Source organism: Algibacter sp. Ld11 (genome assembly GCF_045066735.1).
Taxonomy (GTDB): Bacteria; Bacteroidota; Bacteroidia; order Flavobacteriales; family Flavobacteriaceae; genus Algibacter.
In genome coordinates, this window is sequence record NZ_JBISHH010000005.1 from 113,149 (window position 1) to 129,460 (window position 16,312).

Below are 16,312 nucleotides of genomic sequence, written 5' to 3' on the forward strand. Positions count from 1 at the left end.
TCCCTTTGTTTTTTATTTTATTGTTATCGTTTTATCATGTATTTCGTAATTGTTAATTATACTTGAGTTTTTTATTGCCGACATGACTTCTTCAATATTTTGATTTCTTCCTAAAACGCCTTTAAAAGTAATAGCATTTAAATTTTTATTTTCAATTATAAAATCAAAATCATACCAACGCGATAAGACTTTAAAAATCTCTTTTAAGGGTTTTCCTTTAAAACTAAAGACGCCTCTTTTCCATGAGGTTTCTGTAAAAATATCTACAGAATTAACTGCAATACCAGAATTAGATTGATTAATTATAGATTGTTGTTCAGGTTTTAAAACTTTAAATACATTGCCATTACTCACTGCTACCTTACCTTCAACTAATGTTGTGTAAATAGCATTTTCATTATTATATGCTTTAATATTAAATTCTGTTCCAAGAACTTCTACATCTTGAGTCTTTGTTAGTACCTTAAATTTAGCCCCATTATGTTTTGTACTTGATGATACAACAAAATAAGCTTCTCCATATACTAATTCTACATTGCGTATTTCTCCATCTATAAATAATGTAGGGTATTTAAGTTTAGATTCAGAGTTTAACCAGACTTGGGTACCATCTGAAAGGTATAAATGGTACTGGCCCCCTCTTGGAATGGTTAAATAATTATAAGCGATTTCTGGTTTTGTTTTTTTAGAAGATTTATAAATAATCTTTTCACCATTACTTTCTATATTCTGTGATATATATTGTAACCCTTTTTCTAAAGTAATGTTGGTTCCGTCTCCTAATGTCAAGGTCGCTTTATCTGTTCCTATTTCAATATTATTGTTAACTATAATAGGTGTGTTATTAAACTGGTTTATTTTATCTAAATAAAAGTAACCAGCAGAAAGAAATAGTAGCATTACTGCTGCATATTTAAAGAAACTCTTTTTATAAAAAGGTAAAACTTTTACAGGTGTTTTTGTGTTTTCTATTTTGTCTGTTACATTCTTAAATGCTTCATCTATATTGTTTTCTAAAATAGCTAAGTTTAAATCGTGATAATCTTTTATATAAGCTTCAAGAATAGATTTATTTTTAGAATCTTTTAACCAAGAGTTAAGTTCTATAATTTCAGATTCTGAAATGGTGCCTTCTAAAAGTTTAGAGATGTGGGATTTCATATTTTTTTAACGAATTTTATTCGATTTAACAACCTTTTATAATATTCCTTTATTATTATGCTTTAAAATTTTAAAAAACCCCTAAAAAATTTTATTTTTTTTTTAACCTTTGGGTAAAAGTTTTTTCATATGACAGAAAAAGATGCTGTAAAGGCGTTTAAAGAAGGTGATAAAAAAGCATTTAGTTATTTGTTTAATCTCTATTATGATAGACTTGTAGCTTATGTTATTATTTATACACATAATAAAATGAGTGCAGAAGATATTGTGCAACAAACTTTTGTAGACTTATGGAAAGACAGGGAAAAATTACTTGAAGTAAAATCACCAAAAAATTATTTGTATGCTATAGCTCACAATAGATATGTTGATAGTATGAAAAAACAAAAAAAGCAAACAAAGCTTTTAGATTCTATATATGAAAAAGCCTTGAGAGATAGAATAGAAGAAGATAAAGAAGCTTTAGATAACCGTATTAAAAGAATGAACGAAATTATAGAATCTCTACCTCCTAAATGTAAAGAGATTCTTAAAATGAATAAGATTCAAGGAATTAAGTATAAGGAGATAGCTGTAAAAATGGGTATTTCTATAAAAACTGTAGAGGCTCAAATGCGTATAGCTTTTCAGAAAATACGAGAAGGTTTTGAGAGCGATAAGCTATTTTTTGTGTTTATAAATAAATTATTGCACCCTTTTAGAGGCTAAAATAATACTTAGTAAAATCTATTTTCAAAGTTTTTAGGGTTGTTCATTTTATAACCATCCCTATAAAACTTAATTTGGTACGTAAAAACTAAAACATTTAGTTATCACTTATCAATACTACAAAAATTAGATTATGTGTAGTTCATCTTTCTCCGCAAAACCCCGTAAACATTTGGTTTACGGGGTTTATTTTTTTGGTGTAATATGTTAGAAAAATAGATTGCGATTATTTTAAGCGCTTATATATGCCTAAATTGAAGTTATATCTCAGCTTAGTTTATATGTTTTTAAAAGGCTTGAATTAAATTTTAAACTATTCTATTTTTTTGATATACACATAAAAAGCTGCAAAGTCAATATTTTCCTTGTTAACAAAAGCTGCTTGTAAACGTTGCCTACCCTCTGATAAATAAGCTTTGAATAATACTTTGTTATCTACCATATTGACGGGTTCTTCCAAATGAAGCCCTTCAATATCTAAAATTGCTTTTTCTATATCAATCACGATACCTGCTGGTTTTGCATCATACCATTCAGACTCCTTGCCTAAAATGGGTGTAGTATCATTAAATTTTAGTTTGGATTCCCTAGGCCATCTCCTTAGTTCTATTTGGTAAGCTCCTTCTTGCTGAACATCAACCATCCAATAACCATTACCCATGGCTGGTTTCTTAGAGCTATAGGGATCTCTAATGTAAGATTGATTCCAAGTTACTGGAGCAATTGTATGCAAATCATGAGCTGTAATTATAGTTTCTTTTATTTGCGGACTACCTATTTTATAGGCTTCGTAATGACTAAAATCACGAGAGGTATACGCCCACCAACGTTCATAAGCCGCCTTCATTTCTTCTACTTTTTGCGGATGCATAACTGCAATATCTTCAGTTTGTCCGGGATCCTTATTTAAATCAAATAATTTTTTACCATTTATTAATCGCCAAGTATTATCCATTACTGCCGAATTTTTCCATTTTACAGGTTGTTGAAAACGGTTATTATCAACAACGCAATATCGCTGCGACCAATCTTGAACTTCTTTCTTTAATAGTGGTGTTAAATCTCGACCGTCGGATCCAGTGTTCGGTATTTTGTTTAAACCACATAAATTAGTTAAAGTTGGAAGAATATCGTAATTCATAGCCAATTGGTTAACATCATGTCCGCCTATTAATTTACCATCTTTCCACCTTATAAAGAAAGGAACGCGGTGTCCCCCCTCGTAAGCAGATCCCTTATAACCATTCATTCCCGCATTATATTTGTATTGGCTTTTGCCATCTTTAACCGTGTGATATGCAGCACCATTATCGGTAGTAAAAATTAAAATAGTATTATCCTTTATTCCTAATACTTCAAGTTTTTTTTCAAGCAAAGCTATATTATCATCAATATTGGTAATCATTCCATAATATGCTTTTTGCACTTCATTAAGAAGAGGTTCCTCTTTGTATAAATTAAAATACGCTTCGGGAACATTATAAGGCCCGTGTGGTGCATTAGTAGATAAATAGAGAAAGAATGGTTTATCTTTTTTGTTCTCAATAAAATCTAGCGCTTCAGAAAAAAACACATCGGTACAGTAACCCTTATATTTTTGAGGTTCTCCATTATGCAAATACGTATCATCAAAATAATCATTATTCCAAAAATCTGGTGTTTGCCCTACTCCTCCTGCTCCATGGTAAACAGTTTCATCGAAACCGCGATCTTCTGGACGATATGGATACTCATCACCTAAATGCCATTTTCCAAACATAGCCGTTGCGTAACCACTTTCTTTAAATACTTGAGGCATAATTGCAAACTTATCTCTCATTAAACTGCATCCTCCAATGGTATGCCATACGCCTGCTCGATTACCTTCTGCACCTGTCATTAAACCTGAGCGACTAGGTGCACAAGTAGTTCCTGCGTGAAAATTAGTTAAACGAATGCCTTCATTATGAATTTTATCCATACTTGGGGTTTTAATAATTTTATTGCCATTTGCAGCGACATCACCATAACCTTGATCATCGGTAATAATTAAAATTACATTCGGTTTTTGCTGCGCTAATACTCTACCAAAATATGCACTTATCAATGTTAGTAGTACAACTATTATAATTTTTTTATTCTCACTTTTCATTCTATTTACTTTAAAATTATTAATCTGAATTCAATTCAATTTGAAATAGATTTATACTATTTTATTTTTTATTCTTATTGCATTAAATCTTTAATTGTGATAGACCTAAATTCCACTCCTTGCCCCTCTGCCTGCAAACCAATAAACCCACTAGTTATTGCTTTACCATCAATTTGAAGATCTGGATTAGAGCCCTCTATAGAGCGACCTCCAATTATAGGATTAGAATATTGTAATACCGTATCACCCTCTATAATATGTGTGATATTAGATTGCTTATCCACGATTAACTCGCCTTTAATCCATTGATGCCATTTGTAATTTTTAGCAGTAGACTTAGTAACATGTGGCTTAAGAAGCACACCGTCTTTATAAATGTGAGTTCCGGGGCTACATGCATTTCCTGTAGATCGTGGCTCGCCTTCTTTTTCTTCGGCTAAAAATTGAAACTCTACGGCTATGGGCCATTTTTGATCTTTTAAAATAGTTTTTGGATTTTGTGAATGAAACATAATACCACTATTGCGGTAAGCATGGCTAGGAGCCTCATCCATCCATTGTTCTGTAAAACGGTATTCGAATTTAAGATGATACGCTGAAAAAGGTATTTGATAAAATAAATGGCCAAAACGTTCGCCAAACTCGCTGTAACCATCATAATTTACTTGTATTACGTTATTAACTACCCTGAAAGTATTTGCGTAATTATCTCCTAATTCATGATGATTTAATTTTACCACCCATCCATTTAAATTTTTCCCGTTGAATAAAGTCTGCCATTCTTTGGAATTGGGCTTGTTAATATTTCCGCAACTTATAAAAGATAAGGTTAAGGCTATAAAAAACACTGTGTTATTAAGCTTCGATGTTTTAAACATATTTTTAAAATTTAATATTATTTTACATATTCCTATGATAGAACTTACAAGTTGTGATTCCCAAAATAACTATTACTATTTTATACTTCATAATTAAAACTGTTTAATAGTTTTTTTTTTGAAATATCTTTTTCTAATTCAGCATCAAAACTCTTCATTCGTTTCAATAATTTTTTGGATTCCCCCTGTATTCATATCCGTATGAATTACAAAATCTGTTTCTTGAGATTTTATAGTTCCGGTAAATAGTAAACTAGTTAGCAGGAATATTGATAGTTATAAATATTGTTTCATTGATTTGTTTTTAATTTTTTATAACCTTAACTCTTTTTGCCCATACATACCATCTGTCAATCATTACATTCAATTTATCTGGATACTTAACTGCTAAATCTTTTCTTTCCGTTGGGTCTTTTTTCAAATTAAACAACTCCCATTTTTGACCATCCTTATCTCTTGACCAAGCAATTTTCCAGCTTCCTTTTCTATATGCTTTATTCCTTCCGTGCTCCATATACCATTCATCTCTATCTAGGTTTTCACCTTCAAAAACAGGCATTAAACTTAAACCTTCCATTGGCTGAATTTCATTTCCATTGTATGAAGTCGGATAATCCGTTTTTGAAATATCGAGAATGGTTGGCATTAAATCAATGATGCTAGCAACGTCCTTTTTTATGCTGTTCTTCTTTATTAACTTATTAGGCCAATGCATAATAAACGGAGTAGCTGAACCACCTTCGTGACCAGATTTTTTATATTTTCTGTAAGGTGTATTACTTAAATTTGCCCAACTTGGACCATAACTCATATAACTTGTAGCAGGTCCAGGCATTATGCTTGGTTTTAATCCTGGTGTGATTTTCTCTCCTTTTAAAGTTATTGTAACCTCTTTTTCACTTACCCATTGTTCAACACCTTCTAAAACTTCTGCACAACCTCCGTTATCAGATAGAAAAACAATTAACGTATTATCTAACTCTCCTTCTTTTTTTAATTTATCAACTATTCTTCCAATACCTTGATCCATATTATCAATTTGGGCGGCATAGGTTTTCATTCTTTCTAATTCCCACTTTTTATTTTCAGCAGATTTCCACTCTTTTCCACGAAAATCGCGCTCACTCAATTTGGTTTTCCTAGGAACAATTCCTAATTTCTTCATTCTCGCCAAACGTTCATCTCTTAATACATCCCAACCTTTATCAAAAACACCTTCATATTTTTCAATGTCTTTATCTAAAGCGTGTAATGGCCAGTGTGGAGCAGTATATGCTACATAAAAGAAAAATGGTTTTTCTGCTTTTTCTTTAAAATGTCTATCTAAAAAAGTTACTGTAGAATCTGAAATTGCATCGGTATAATAAAACTCATCTTCTGGTTTTAATTTTACCTCTTTATTATTGTGGGTTAAGGTATATGGATCAAAGTAACTTCCAACACCTTTAATGGTTCCAAAAAACTCATCAAAACCTCTTTGGTTTGGCCAATTATGGATATCATCATTTGTATTTGAATCTGCAACATGCCATTTACCAGTCATATAGGTTTGGTAACCGTTTGTTTTTAGTGCTTCTGCAATTGTAACTGCTTTATTGCTTAAATCTCCGTGACCGTGGCCAACCATTCCTCCAACTCCTGCTTGGTGAGGATACAACCCAGTTAAAAGTGCTGCACGTGTTGGGCAACATCTGGCATTATTGTAAAACTGACTAAATCGAACTCCATTTTCTGCCAATTTATCAAGGTTTGGTGTTTTAATTTCACCTCCATAACAACCAATATCTGAAAACCCCATATCATCGGCCATTATTAAAACAATATTTGGTTGTTTTTGAGCATAGAATTGAACTGATAACAGAATTAACAACACACTCAATAAATAAAATTTACCAGTCATAATAACAGTTCTCTAGAATTACTTTTTTGAAATATCTTTTTCTAAATTAGCATCGTAACGCGTCATTTGCTTTAAAAGCTGTTTTGCTTTTTTTGCGTTTGAATCGATTACATTCTCTGCCTCTGATTTATTCTCTTTCAAATTGAATAATTTGATTTTAGTGTCTTCTTTGGTAAGTTTTCTCCAAGAAGTTTTTCTGTAGCCATTAATTACATATTTCCAATCACCAACACGAACTCCATCAATTTTAGTTGAATTAGAACCATAGAAATACATTTCTTTACGAGGTGATTTTTTCGATTTTCCCTTCAGAAACTTTGAAATATCATATCCGTCAAAAACTCTACCTTTTGGCATAGAAATACCAGCATACTTCGCAATGGTTGGAAAAATATCTAGTGAAGAAACAATTTCATCACTTACAACTCCTTGTTTAATTTTATTAGGCGCCCAAAAAACAGCAGGAACCCTTTGCCCTCCTTCATACGTGTCAAATTTTCTTCCTTTTAATGGTTTTGCTGAACCGTGACTATTTGGTCCATTGTCTGAAGTAAAAATCACAATCGTATTTTTATCCAAACCATTTTCTTTTAACGCTTTAAAAACTTCACCAACACTCCAATCAATTTCCTGAACTGCATCATAATAAGGTGTTGTTCCACTTGACCCTTTAAATTTATCTCCAACAAAAATTGGTACGTGAGGAAACGAATGCGCCAAATACAAAAAGAATGGTTTTTCCTTATTCTTTTGAATAAATGAAACTGCTTCATTCGTATATCTTTCGGTTAAAGTTGTTTGATTGGTAGGATACTCAACAATTTGATTTCCTCTCATTAATGGTGGTTTATTTTTCAATGCATTTTTTGGTCCTTTTTTAGACTCCACTTCAACTCTACTAATATCCGAATGCATTTTTTCGAGCGTATAGCCATCATTAAAAACTATGTTTGGCGAAATATCAATTCCCGATGCAATTGACATATTGTTACTATATGGAATTCCAAAATACGAATCAAACCCTTGATTTAAAGGTAAATATTTTTTATCATGACCTAAATGCCATTTCCCAACTAATGCTGTTGCATAATTTTTTTCTTTCAATAATTCTGCAATTGTTATTTCTTCAGTAGAAAGTCCTTTTTCGTTTTTCTTCGGAAATAAAACTCCAGGAACACCTACGCGTTTTGGCATTCTCCCTGTAAGTAAAGCTGCTCTTGAAGGAGAACACACTGAAGAAGCTACATAAAAGCTCGTTAATTTCATCCCCTCATTTGCCATTTTATCAATGTTTGGTGTCTTCAATTTATTTGAACCAAAACAACTTAAATCTTCATACCCTTGATCATCAGTAAAAATGACAATAAAATTAGGTTGCTCTTGTGCACTAAGTGTCTTCAGCCCTAGAAAACAACAAAAAATAAAAATTTGGATTCTATATTTCATAAAACAATTATTTCAATTTAATTTTATAAACTATGGCTGCATCACCTTCAGCAGGCTTGTTTATTGGAGAAGTTACTACCAATCCTTCATTCTTTTTTTTCCAGCTAATTCTTTCTTTTGAACCTAAAACAGAAACAGATTTAACCTTTAAATCTTTGCCTTTTCCAGCAAAAGTTTTAAGCACAATTTCTTTTTTAGAACCTGGCCAACCTAATTGAATTGCATATACGTTTTTACTATTTTTAGTATAACGCACATCCTCACTATTTAAATCGTTTAAACCAGCTTTAATAGCTCCATAATCATTCCATTCATCTTCTGGATTTCGTCTCATTTTAGTTGGTCCTTGACCAAATTCAACAAAAGGACGTGTATTGTAAACTGATTCTCCATATAACTGTAACCAAGCTCCAATTTCTGCCATAGTTTTGGCTTGTTCCACAGGAATAACACCTTCAGCCATTGGTGCAGCAGCTAAAATCATCACCCCGTTTTTACTGATAACTTCAGCTAAAATTCTTATCAATTTTTTTGGATCAACGGCAGTACGTTTGTCTTTATTATAACCCCAAGAACTACCCAATTGAAAATCGGTTACCCAAACCTCATCAGTAATATCTTCCATAGTTGCTCTTTCAACATTAACTACAGCTAAATTGGTTGGAAAAAATGCTCCTTTTGTATTTACAACTACATCTTTGTTTAATTCTTTTGCTTTGTTGAAATAATTAGCTAAAAACTGCATACGGTAATCTTCTCGAATATATCCTTGAGCAAAATCCATCCAAATATAATCTGGACAACTAGATTCAATCACTTCATTTAATTTACCCAACCAAATATCACATTCTTCCTTATATGTTGTATTTCCGTAAAGAATACGGTATTTTTCACCTTGAGGAACTTCTGGATTTTTATAAGTTGCGGCATGCATACTTAAAGGACGTAGAAAACTGTTCTCTTTTTTTGGATAAAAATGCATGTGAAATCCGTGGTGGAAAGTTGTCATGAATTTTAAATCGCGTTTCTTAACTTCTTGACCAATTTCTTTTACCACATCAATTCCTGGGCCTTTATCAAAGGAATTCCAAGGGTTCACTTTACTTTCCCATAAAGAAAAACCGTCGTGATGTTCTGCTATAGTACCAATAAATTTAGCTCCCATATTTTGGAACATATCGACCCAGCGTTCTGCGGAAAATTTCTCAGCTTTCCATTGTGGAATAAAATCATGATAATCTACATCTCTACCATACGTTTTTGTGTGGTAATCGTAAATATCCTTACCCCAAGATTTTTGACGATCTTTTTCATACATAAAACGACCATACCACTCATTTCCGTTTGCAGGAACATTATATACTCCCCAGTGAAAATAAACTCCTAGTTTGGCATCAGCAAACCATTCTGGTGCCGCATTGTGCTTTTTTAAACTTTCCCATTCTGGCTTAAACTTCTCTTGTGCATTACTTAGGGTTAATGCAGAAAATATGGCTACTAAACCTATTAACAATCTATTTTTCATTGTTGTAGTAGTTTCTAGTATTTCTTAAATTATTGTCTCTTTCCCATACGTGCAATAAAAGATTAATAGACTAAAAGCTTTTGGAGTTTTTGATTAAATACTACGTTTTCTTTAAATGGATCACTTTGTTTAATGATATAGTTGTTCATCTGTTTAGCCAATTCAATAGTCACTTTTTTATATTCACTTTTACCATAAAAGTTAATTATTTCGTCCGGATCTATTTTTGTATCTATTAACCAAGGTTCCGATGATTTTGAAATATCTATTACTAATTTGTATCTATCAGAAATTGCGGCTAACCAACTGTTATGAATTCTGCTAAAAGTAACATTGCCCAATTCTGTTTCTGTCTCGTTTTGCATAAGCGGTGATAAATCTTTCCCTGCTGTTTTTGGTTTATTTTTAACACCTACCATATTTAAAATTGTTGGCATCCAATCTGTATTATTCACAGCACTATTAACTATAGTACCAGGCTTTATAGATTTACCATGATAGATTACAAATGGAATTAAAGCAGCACCTTCAAAAGGAGCCCCTTTATTTATTTGATTATGTTCTCCCAATAAATCTCCATGGTCTGAAGAAAAAACAATAATAGTGTTTTCCAAAATACCATCCTCTTTTAAAGAATTAATTAATCTACCTACATTATCATCAATACATTTAACAGATCCAAAATATGTAGAAATCATGTTTTGCATCTTTTCAGGTTCATTAACGCGTTTATCAAATTTTCTCCATTTCGGATCATGTTCTGAACGCGCTTCTAAAAATGTTCTAGGCATATCAAAATTAATATCTTTATACATTGTATCATAAGGAGCCCTAACAGCGTCTGGACCATGAGGCTCTGGCAAACTAACAACACAAAAAAATGGTGCTTTTTTATTTTCTTCTATAAAATCTAGAGTTCTATTCATCAACCAATCTGTAGAATACGATTCTTTATTGGCACCTTGCATTCCATAACTAGGTTCTCCTTTGTTGTTCTTGGCTGCAATAAATGGTGTTCCGTCTTTTTCCATTCCAAAAACCTTCCAATGCCCGCGATTAAACATGTATTTATTACTATTGAAGCCATGTGCAACTGTTGGAGACCAACCAGGTTTATCATTTCCGCTTAAATGCCATTTACCTACATAACCAGTTTTATACCCTTCTTTATTTAAAACATTTGCAATGGTTGGATAACTTTTATCCAATACCTTATTGTTAATTTGCATATTAACCGTTTGCGGATATTGCCCAGTAAACATACTAGATCTAGAAGGAGAGCACACTGGCGAACTTGCATACATGCTAGTAAATATTGCCCCATTGTCTGCCAACCAATCTATATTAGGTGTTTCTACAACATTAGCACCCCATTGTAAAGCCTGATCAGAAGCCATTAAATCGCGATAACACCCTAGCGTTCTAAAATTATGCTCATCTGTAATAACCCAAATAATATTTGGTTTATCTATTTCTTCTTTTAAAACGTGCTTTTTTTGCGCACACGAATTTAAACTTATAAGAACTAGAAGCGATAGAATTTTATTTTTCATATTATATAATTAATTACTTTTTTGATTATTTACTATTTAAAATGCTATTCCAAGTTTCTGTACTAAAGCTAGAAGCTGGTAACCCTGCAGTATTAAACAGACTACCTTCTATGTAGCTATTCCAACCATATCTAACATTTTTGGGACTTGCCACTTCATCATTCCAAACTTGTAATATTTCGCCTTTATTCAGAATTTTAGCTTCTGCTTTATAAAAAACGCCATCGGCTCCAGAAATCTCAAAATTATCTAAAATTTTACCTAAAGATGTTATGCCTCTAGGAGCTTCATCAAAACTTATTAATGCTTTGCCTCCCTCTATTATCATTGATTTATAAATAGGGCCAGAATGTGTTATACCTTCAATATTATAATCTTTTTTTAATGCCCAAAAAGCCAAACGTTCTCCAACTTCTTTCTTTTTAGGAGGATGTATTCGTGTTTTGTAACCTATATCATTAATAACTGCCATTCCAGTATTTTGGACAGTTAACATGGTTTTTAACTGAGCCTGCTGAACACCAACCCAACCATCAATATTTTTAAATCCATAAGGAGCCAATTGCACAAAGTAGAAAGGAAAGTTTCCTTGTTTCCATTTGGTTCTCCAATTTTTAATCATTGCAGGAAATAACCTTGAGTATTGTTCGGGATTCCATCTATTGCCTTCTCCTTGATACCAAATTGCTCCTTTAATTCCATAAGGTATTAATGGATGTATCATGCCGTTATATAAAACAGACGGTTGTTTTGTAGGTTCAACTATTTTAGATGCTTTATTAAACTCTGGAAACTCAATACTTAAAACCTCTTTTGATGTCCAAGCTTGTGCAGGTGTTCCTCCTACGCTACTAGAAATTAAACCTATTGGTATTCCCAAATTTTCTTGAAGCATTTTTCCGAAAAAATAACCAACAGCGCTAAATTTTGCTGAAGTTTTAGGATTGCATGTTTCCCAGTTCCCTTCCAAAACATCTAAAGGTGTATCACTAACAGCACTGTCAACAGTAAATAAGCGAAGGTTTAAATTAGTACTATTTAATATCGCATGGTTACTACCTTCTATATGCTGACCTGGACCACCTTCAAGTTTCATAGCCATATTAGACTGCCCCGTGCATAACCAAACCTCACCAACCAAAATATCTGTATATGTAATTTTATTAGAAGCTTGAATTATTAATTTAAATGGCCCTCCAGCATCCATTGGTTTTAATTTCACACTCCAATCGCCTTTTTTATCGGCTCTAGTTTTTAGAACCTGACCAGCTATTGAAACTATAACCTCTTCATCTATATTAGATTTTCCCCAAACAAGGTTTTCCTGATGTCTTTGTAAAACCATATGATCGCTAAAGATGTTTGGCAAACTCACTTGGGCATGAGATATAAATGCCATTAAAAAAATGGCTATTATTATTATTTTATACTTCTTAATTTTCATGAACTCTTATTATTTCCTTTGGTTAAAAGTATAATTATGTGGAGTAAATAAGGATACCGCAATCATCAATTAATATCACATATGATTTTAATTGATGATTGCGACTTCTTGGTTAAAAACATTGAAATACTATAATTGATTTAAGCAACACAACAACGAAGTATTATTTAATCAATTAAATTTTAAAAAAACAACTAGTAAATCAATGCTAATAATATGCAACACGGTTTTAAAGTTTCTTTTTATCTTTCTTAATTCGGTCTTCTTCAGCCTTCCTTTCCGAATATGTGCCTATTAAAAATGGTTTTTTGTTAACAGCAAGAGTATTTCTATTAAATAAAACTTCATACTTTGGGTAATCATTTCCTTGCATCATGTGCTTTACCATATAGTTATACTCCTTATCATATAACTTTCTCATAACGTTTAATCGCTTATTATAAACCTCATCATTTGCTAAATTATCAAACTCATATCTATCTTTTCCAATATGGAACAATTCTTCTGTAGGTTGCATCCTATCATCAGCATATTGCCAATAAATATATTTCCAGTCTTTGGTAACAACAGCCATTTCTTGAATTTCATCATTTCCCCACATATTTGTTAAAGTCAATGCTCTATTTTGATATTTTTTGGGTTTCCCAATGATACATTGTAACTTTTCACCATCCATGTTTTTTAGAGGTTTAATGCCTGCATATTCTAAAATTGTTGGAGCTAAATCAATATTACCCGTAATGCTCTCGATTACCATTCCTCGCTTTTCTTGAGGTTCTCTAGGATCGAATACAATTAATGGGGATTTTGAAGCTTCTTCATAAGGCAATACTTTACCTCCAAAATTATGTGCACCACAACTATACCCGTTATCACTAGTAAAAATAATAATGGTATTACCGCTTAGTCCTTGCTCTTCTAAAGATTTACGAATCATTCCTAAAGCATAATCTACACCATGAATTAACTGATTGTATTTTTTGATGGCATCTTGATAAGTTTCTTCGGAATCTCTCCAAAACGTATATTCGTTATATTGTCTACCTGATTTAGATTGTGGCGACAAATGCCCAGCTTTTTCTTTGCCGTAGTTAGGCGGTTTTTGATATGTTTTACCATTGTATACATAATCAAAATATTGATCTGGTTTAAAAGGCAAATGTGGAGCCTTAAAACTAATAGACATGCAAAATGGCTTTCCAGATTGTTTAGCTGTTTTTATAAAATCGTTCGCCCACGCACCATAAGCTCTTGTGCTATGTGGATATTTTTCTGCATAGTGCGCAATAGATTGATTTTTTGCCGTTTGATAATCTGTTTGACCTGGTCCACCGCCCCAAACATCAAAGGCATCGCTTGGAATTGCCTTAATATTTTTATCATCCCAATCTGTACCTTCGGTTACTGCGAAACCAAACTTACCCGCAAACCCAGTAAAATAACCTGCTTCTTTTAAAATTACGGGATACGATTTTAAAAATTTCTGTGGATGTAATGGTCCGTGTAAAAAGTTACACCCCGTTTTATACTCGTACATGCCAGTCATTACAGTTGCTCTACTTGCCATGCAAATAGCCGTAGTGTTGTAATGGTTTTTAAACATCACGCCATCTTTGGCTAAATTATCCATGTTTGGTGTAACAACTTGATCATTTCCATAACAACCTGTTGCAATACTTGTTTGATCATCGGATAATAAAAAAACAATATTTGGACGTTCTTGAGCTCCTATAGAAAGTATAAACCCCATTAAAAAACTATAAAAAACAGAAGGTTTATGCCTCTTTATAACTTGAATTAATCTCATATGTTTACATTTTAAATACTACAATTTCTATACACTAATAATCTACCAAAGAGGTTTTATTTTCAATAGCATTATTAAATAACCTAAACAGGTCGTTTACTTTAGTTTTGTATTTTTTATTATGAATTAAATTAAACCGTTCATCTTCTGTTAGATTCGTGTTTAAATCGAATAGAGCTACAGGTGTTTTGGTTTTATCGGTTTTATCTTTTTTATCATATTGTACAATAAGTTTCCAACCATCCTTAATAATGGTTCTTTCTTTTCTACTTCCTCCTTGCACTATTAAAAAGTCACGTTCTGCAATGTGCTTATTTTTTTTATTTGTTATTATTGGTTCTAAATTAAAAGAGTCTTGAAAATCTTCATTTTGATTTGTAATACTCGCTAATGTTGCCATTATATCCAATCCTAAAACGGGCTTTGACGATTTTAGTTGAGACTTAACTTTTTCTGGCCAAGCCACAATAAATGGAACTCTGTGCCCGCCTTCATAAGGATCATTTTTTGCACCTCTATAAATATCGCTAGGCTCGTGATGGGCATTCCAGGTATTTCCATCCACATGTAATCCACCATTATCGGAAGTAAAAATAAATACTGTGTTCTCGTAAATACCCTGTTTTTTCAGTTCATCTACCATCATACCGACTTGTACGTCTAACTCTTTTATCATATCCATATGCTTAGAAGGTGTAGTACCAGCGATTTTTATTCCGTTTAATTCATCTATTGGCGCATGTGGTGTATGTACTGCTTGAGAGCAATAATACATAAAGAAAGGTTGCTTACTTTTTGCATAAGCCTTAATGTAATCGACGGCCTTATTTGCCAATAGTGGCCCTATATCTTTAGGATTCCAATTAGAATCTCCTAAGCCTTCCTTTTTCTCCAATTCCAAACCTAATCGTTCCATGAATATCTTATCCACAAACCCTATTTCTGAATCTTTCTTTAGAGGAAACCACTTGCTGTTTTCAAAAGCTAAATACGGTACGCTTTGAATACCCGCAGGTAAACAAAAACTATAATCGAAGCCTAAAGACTCCGGACCACCCGATATAATTTTAGATAAATCCACATTAATACTTGGTTTCCCTCTATTTTCTACAAATATTTCGTTCGGATCATCTTTTTTCGCGAAACTTGTGCCTAAGTGCCATTTTCCTAGAAAAGCGGTTTTATAATTTGCTTGTTTCATTAATCGTCCTAAGGTTAATTGATTTGGCTCAATAGCCGATTTATTATAAGCCCCCCAGACACCCCATGGCGCAGAACTTCGATAACAACTTTGCCCCGTCATTATTGCATATCTTGATGTTGCACAAAGCGCAGCTGGTGCATGAGCATTTGTAAACATTACCCCTTGTTCTGATAGCTTATCTATGTTTGGCGTTTCTAAAACAATTTGTCCTTTACTCAACCTTCGGTAAGATGAAATATCACCAACACCAATATCGTCAGCAAGAACCACTATAATATTTGGAGATTTTGAATTTTGTGCTTGAGCATTTATAGCTATAGTAAGCAGAACAGGTAATAAAATAGATTGTCCGATTAATTTTCTCATTATGTTTTTTTTAAGTTACAATACTACTTGTTAGCAGATATTTAATATTCTTTCACTATATAAAACCCACTTAGAAAAGCAGATACATAGCATTTATCTGGAACTGTAATTTGTAAAACAAATATAATGTTGCTCTTGAGTGGTAAAAACACCAAACTGAATGATTCATGCTACATATGATTTTGATAA

General features: G+C 32.5%; 11 protein-coding genes. 1 reads left to right on the forward strand and 10 read right to left on the reverse strand.

Annotated features, from left to right (window positions below; translation table 11 throughout):
• Positions 1–12: 12 nt before the first annotated feature.
• The gene (locus tag ACJJV4_RS02525; protein ID WP_405291802.1) at positions 13–1,161 is read right to left on the reverse strand and encodes a FecR family protein; all 1,149 of its coding nucleotides are present in this window, start codon (positions 1,159–1,161) and stop codon (positions 13–15) included.
• 129 nt (positions 1,162–1,290) lie between these two features.
• On the opposite strand from ACJJV4_RS02525, the gene ACJJV4_RS02530 reads away from it, so the two are divergent.
• The gene (locus ACJJV4_RS02530; RefSeq protein WP_405291804.1) at positions 1,291–1,869 is read left to right on the forward strand and encodes an RNA polymerase sigma factor; all 579 of its coding nucleotides are present in this window, start codon (positions 1,291–1,293) and stop codon (positions 1,867–1,869) included.
• Positions 1,870–2,182: 313 nt separating this feature from the next.
• Here ACJJV4_RS02530 and ACJJV4_RS02535 read toward each other — a convergent pair whose 3' ends face one another.
• From ACJJV4_RS02535 to ACJJV4_RS02575, 9 genes are all read right to left on the reverse strand, one after another.
• The gene (locus ACJJV4_RS02535) at positions 2,183–4,000 is read right to left on the reverse strand and encodes an arylsulfatase (RefSeq protein ID WP_405291806.1); all 1,818 of its coding nucleotides are present in this window, start codon (positions 3,998–4,000) and stop codon (positions 2,183–2,185) included.
• Positions 4,001–4,074: 74 nt separating this feature from the next.
• Positions 4,075–4,878 (reverse strand): DUF1080 domain-containing protein, encoded by an 804-nt coding sequence (locus ACJJV4_RS02540; protein WP_405291808.1) that lies wholly within the window; start codon positions 4,876–4,878, stop codon positions 4,075–4,077.
• Positions 4,879–5,182: 304 nt separating this feature from the next.
• Positions 5,183–6,778: an arylsulfatase gene (locus ACJJV4_RS02545; RefSeq protein WP_405291810.1), complete on the reverse strand. Its 1,596-nt coding sequence runs from the start codon at positions 6,776–6,778 to the stop codon at positions 5,183–5,185.
• An 18-nt stretch (positions 6,779–6,796) separates the two neighbouring features.
• On the reverse strand, positions 6,797–8,224 hold the full coding sequence (locus ACJJV4_RS02550) for a sulfatase (protein ID WP_405291812.1): 1,428 nt from the start codon (positions 8,222–8,224) through the stop codon (positions 6,797–6,799).
• A gap of 7 nt (positions 8,225–8,231) precedes the next feature.
• Complete coding sequence (locus ACJJV4_RS02555; RefSeq protein ID WP_405291814.1) at positions 8,232–9,749, reverse strand: alpha-L-fucosidase; 1,518 nt, start codon at positions 9,747–9,749, stop codon at positions 8,232–8,234.
• Positions 9,750–9,811: 62 nt separating this feature from the next.
• Entirely contained in the window at positions 9,812–11,302 is a 1,491-nt protein-coding gene (locus ACJJV4_RS02560; protein WP_405291816.1) for a sulfatase-like hydrolase/transferase, read from the reverse strand.
• 25 nt (positions 11,303–11,327) lie between these two features.
• Positions 11,328–12,746, reverse strand: a complete 1,419-nt coding sequence (locus ACJJV4_RS02565) for a sialate O-acetylesterase (RefSeq protein WP_405291818.1) — start codon at positions 12,744–12,746, stop codon at positions 11,328–11,330.
• A 229-nt stretch (positions 12,747–12,975) separates the two neighbouring features.
• On the reverse strand, positions 12,976–14,553 hold the full coding sequence (locus ACJJV4_RS02570; RefSeq protein WP_405291820.1) for a sulfatase: 1,578 nt from the start codon (positions 14,551–14,553) through the stop codon (positions 12,976–12,978).
• Between the two features lie 34 nt (positions 14,554–14,587).
• Complete coding sequence (locus ACJJV4_RS02575) at positions 14,588–16,123, reverse strand: arylsulfatase (RefSeq protein WP_405291822.1); 1,536 nt, start codon at positions 16,121–16,123, stop codon at positions 14,588–14,590.
• Between the last annotated feature and the right edge of the window lie 189 nt (positions 16,124–16,312).

Excerpts from the sequence above, each read along its gene's own strand:
- ACJJV4_RS02525 (WP_405291802.1), bottom strand. The coding sequence starts at position 1,161 with ATGAAATCCCACATCTCTAAACTTTTAGAAGGCACCATTTCAGAATCT.
- ACJJV4_RS02530 (WP_405291804.1), top strand. The coding sequence starts at position 1,291 with ATGACAGAAAAAGATGCTGTAAAGGCGTTTAAAGAAGGTGATAAAAAA.
- ACJJV4_RS02535 (WP_405291806.1), bottom strand. The coding sequence starts at position 4,000 with ATGAAAAGTGAGAATAAAAAAATTATAATAGTTGTACTACTAACATTG.
- ACJJV4_RS02540 (WP_405291808.1), bottom strand. The coding sequence starts at position 4,878 with ATGTTTAAAACATCGAAGCTTAATAACACAGTGTTTTTTATAGCCTTA.
- ACJJV4_RS02545 (WP_405291810.1), bottom strand. The coding sequence starts at position 6,778 with ATGACTGGTAAATTTTATTTATTGAGTGTGTTGTTAATTCTGTTATCA.
- ACJJV4_RS02550 (WP_405291812.1), bottom strand. The coding sequence starts at position 8,224 with ATGAAATATAGAATCCAAATTTTTATTTTTTGTTGTTTTCTAGGGCTG.
- ACJJV4_RS02555 (WP_405291814.1), bottom strand. The coding sequence starts at position 9,749 with ATGAAAAATAGATTGTTAATAGGTTTAGTAGCCATATTTTCTGCATTA.
- ACJJV4_RS02560 (WP_405291816.1), bottom strand. The coding sequence starts at position 11,302 with ATGAAAAATAAAATTCTATCGCTTCTAGTTCTTATAAGTTTAAATTCG.
- ACJJV4_RS02565 (WP_405291818.1), bottom strand. The coding sequence starts at position 12,746 with ATGAAAATTAAGAAGTATAAAATAATAATAATAGCCATTTTTTTAATG.
- ACJJV4_RS02570 (WP_405291820.1), bottom strand. The coding sequence starts at position 14,553 with ATGAGATTAATTCAAGTTATAAAGAGGCATAAACCTTCTGTTTTTTAT.
- ACJJV4_RS02575 (WP_405291822.1), bottom strand. The coding sequence starts at position 16,123 with ATGAGAAAATTAATCGGACAATCTATTTTATTACCTGTTCTGCTTACT.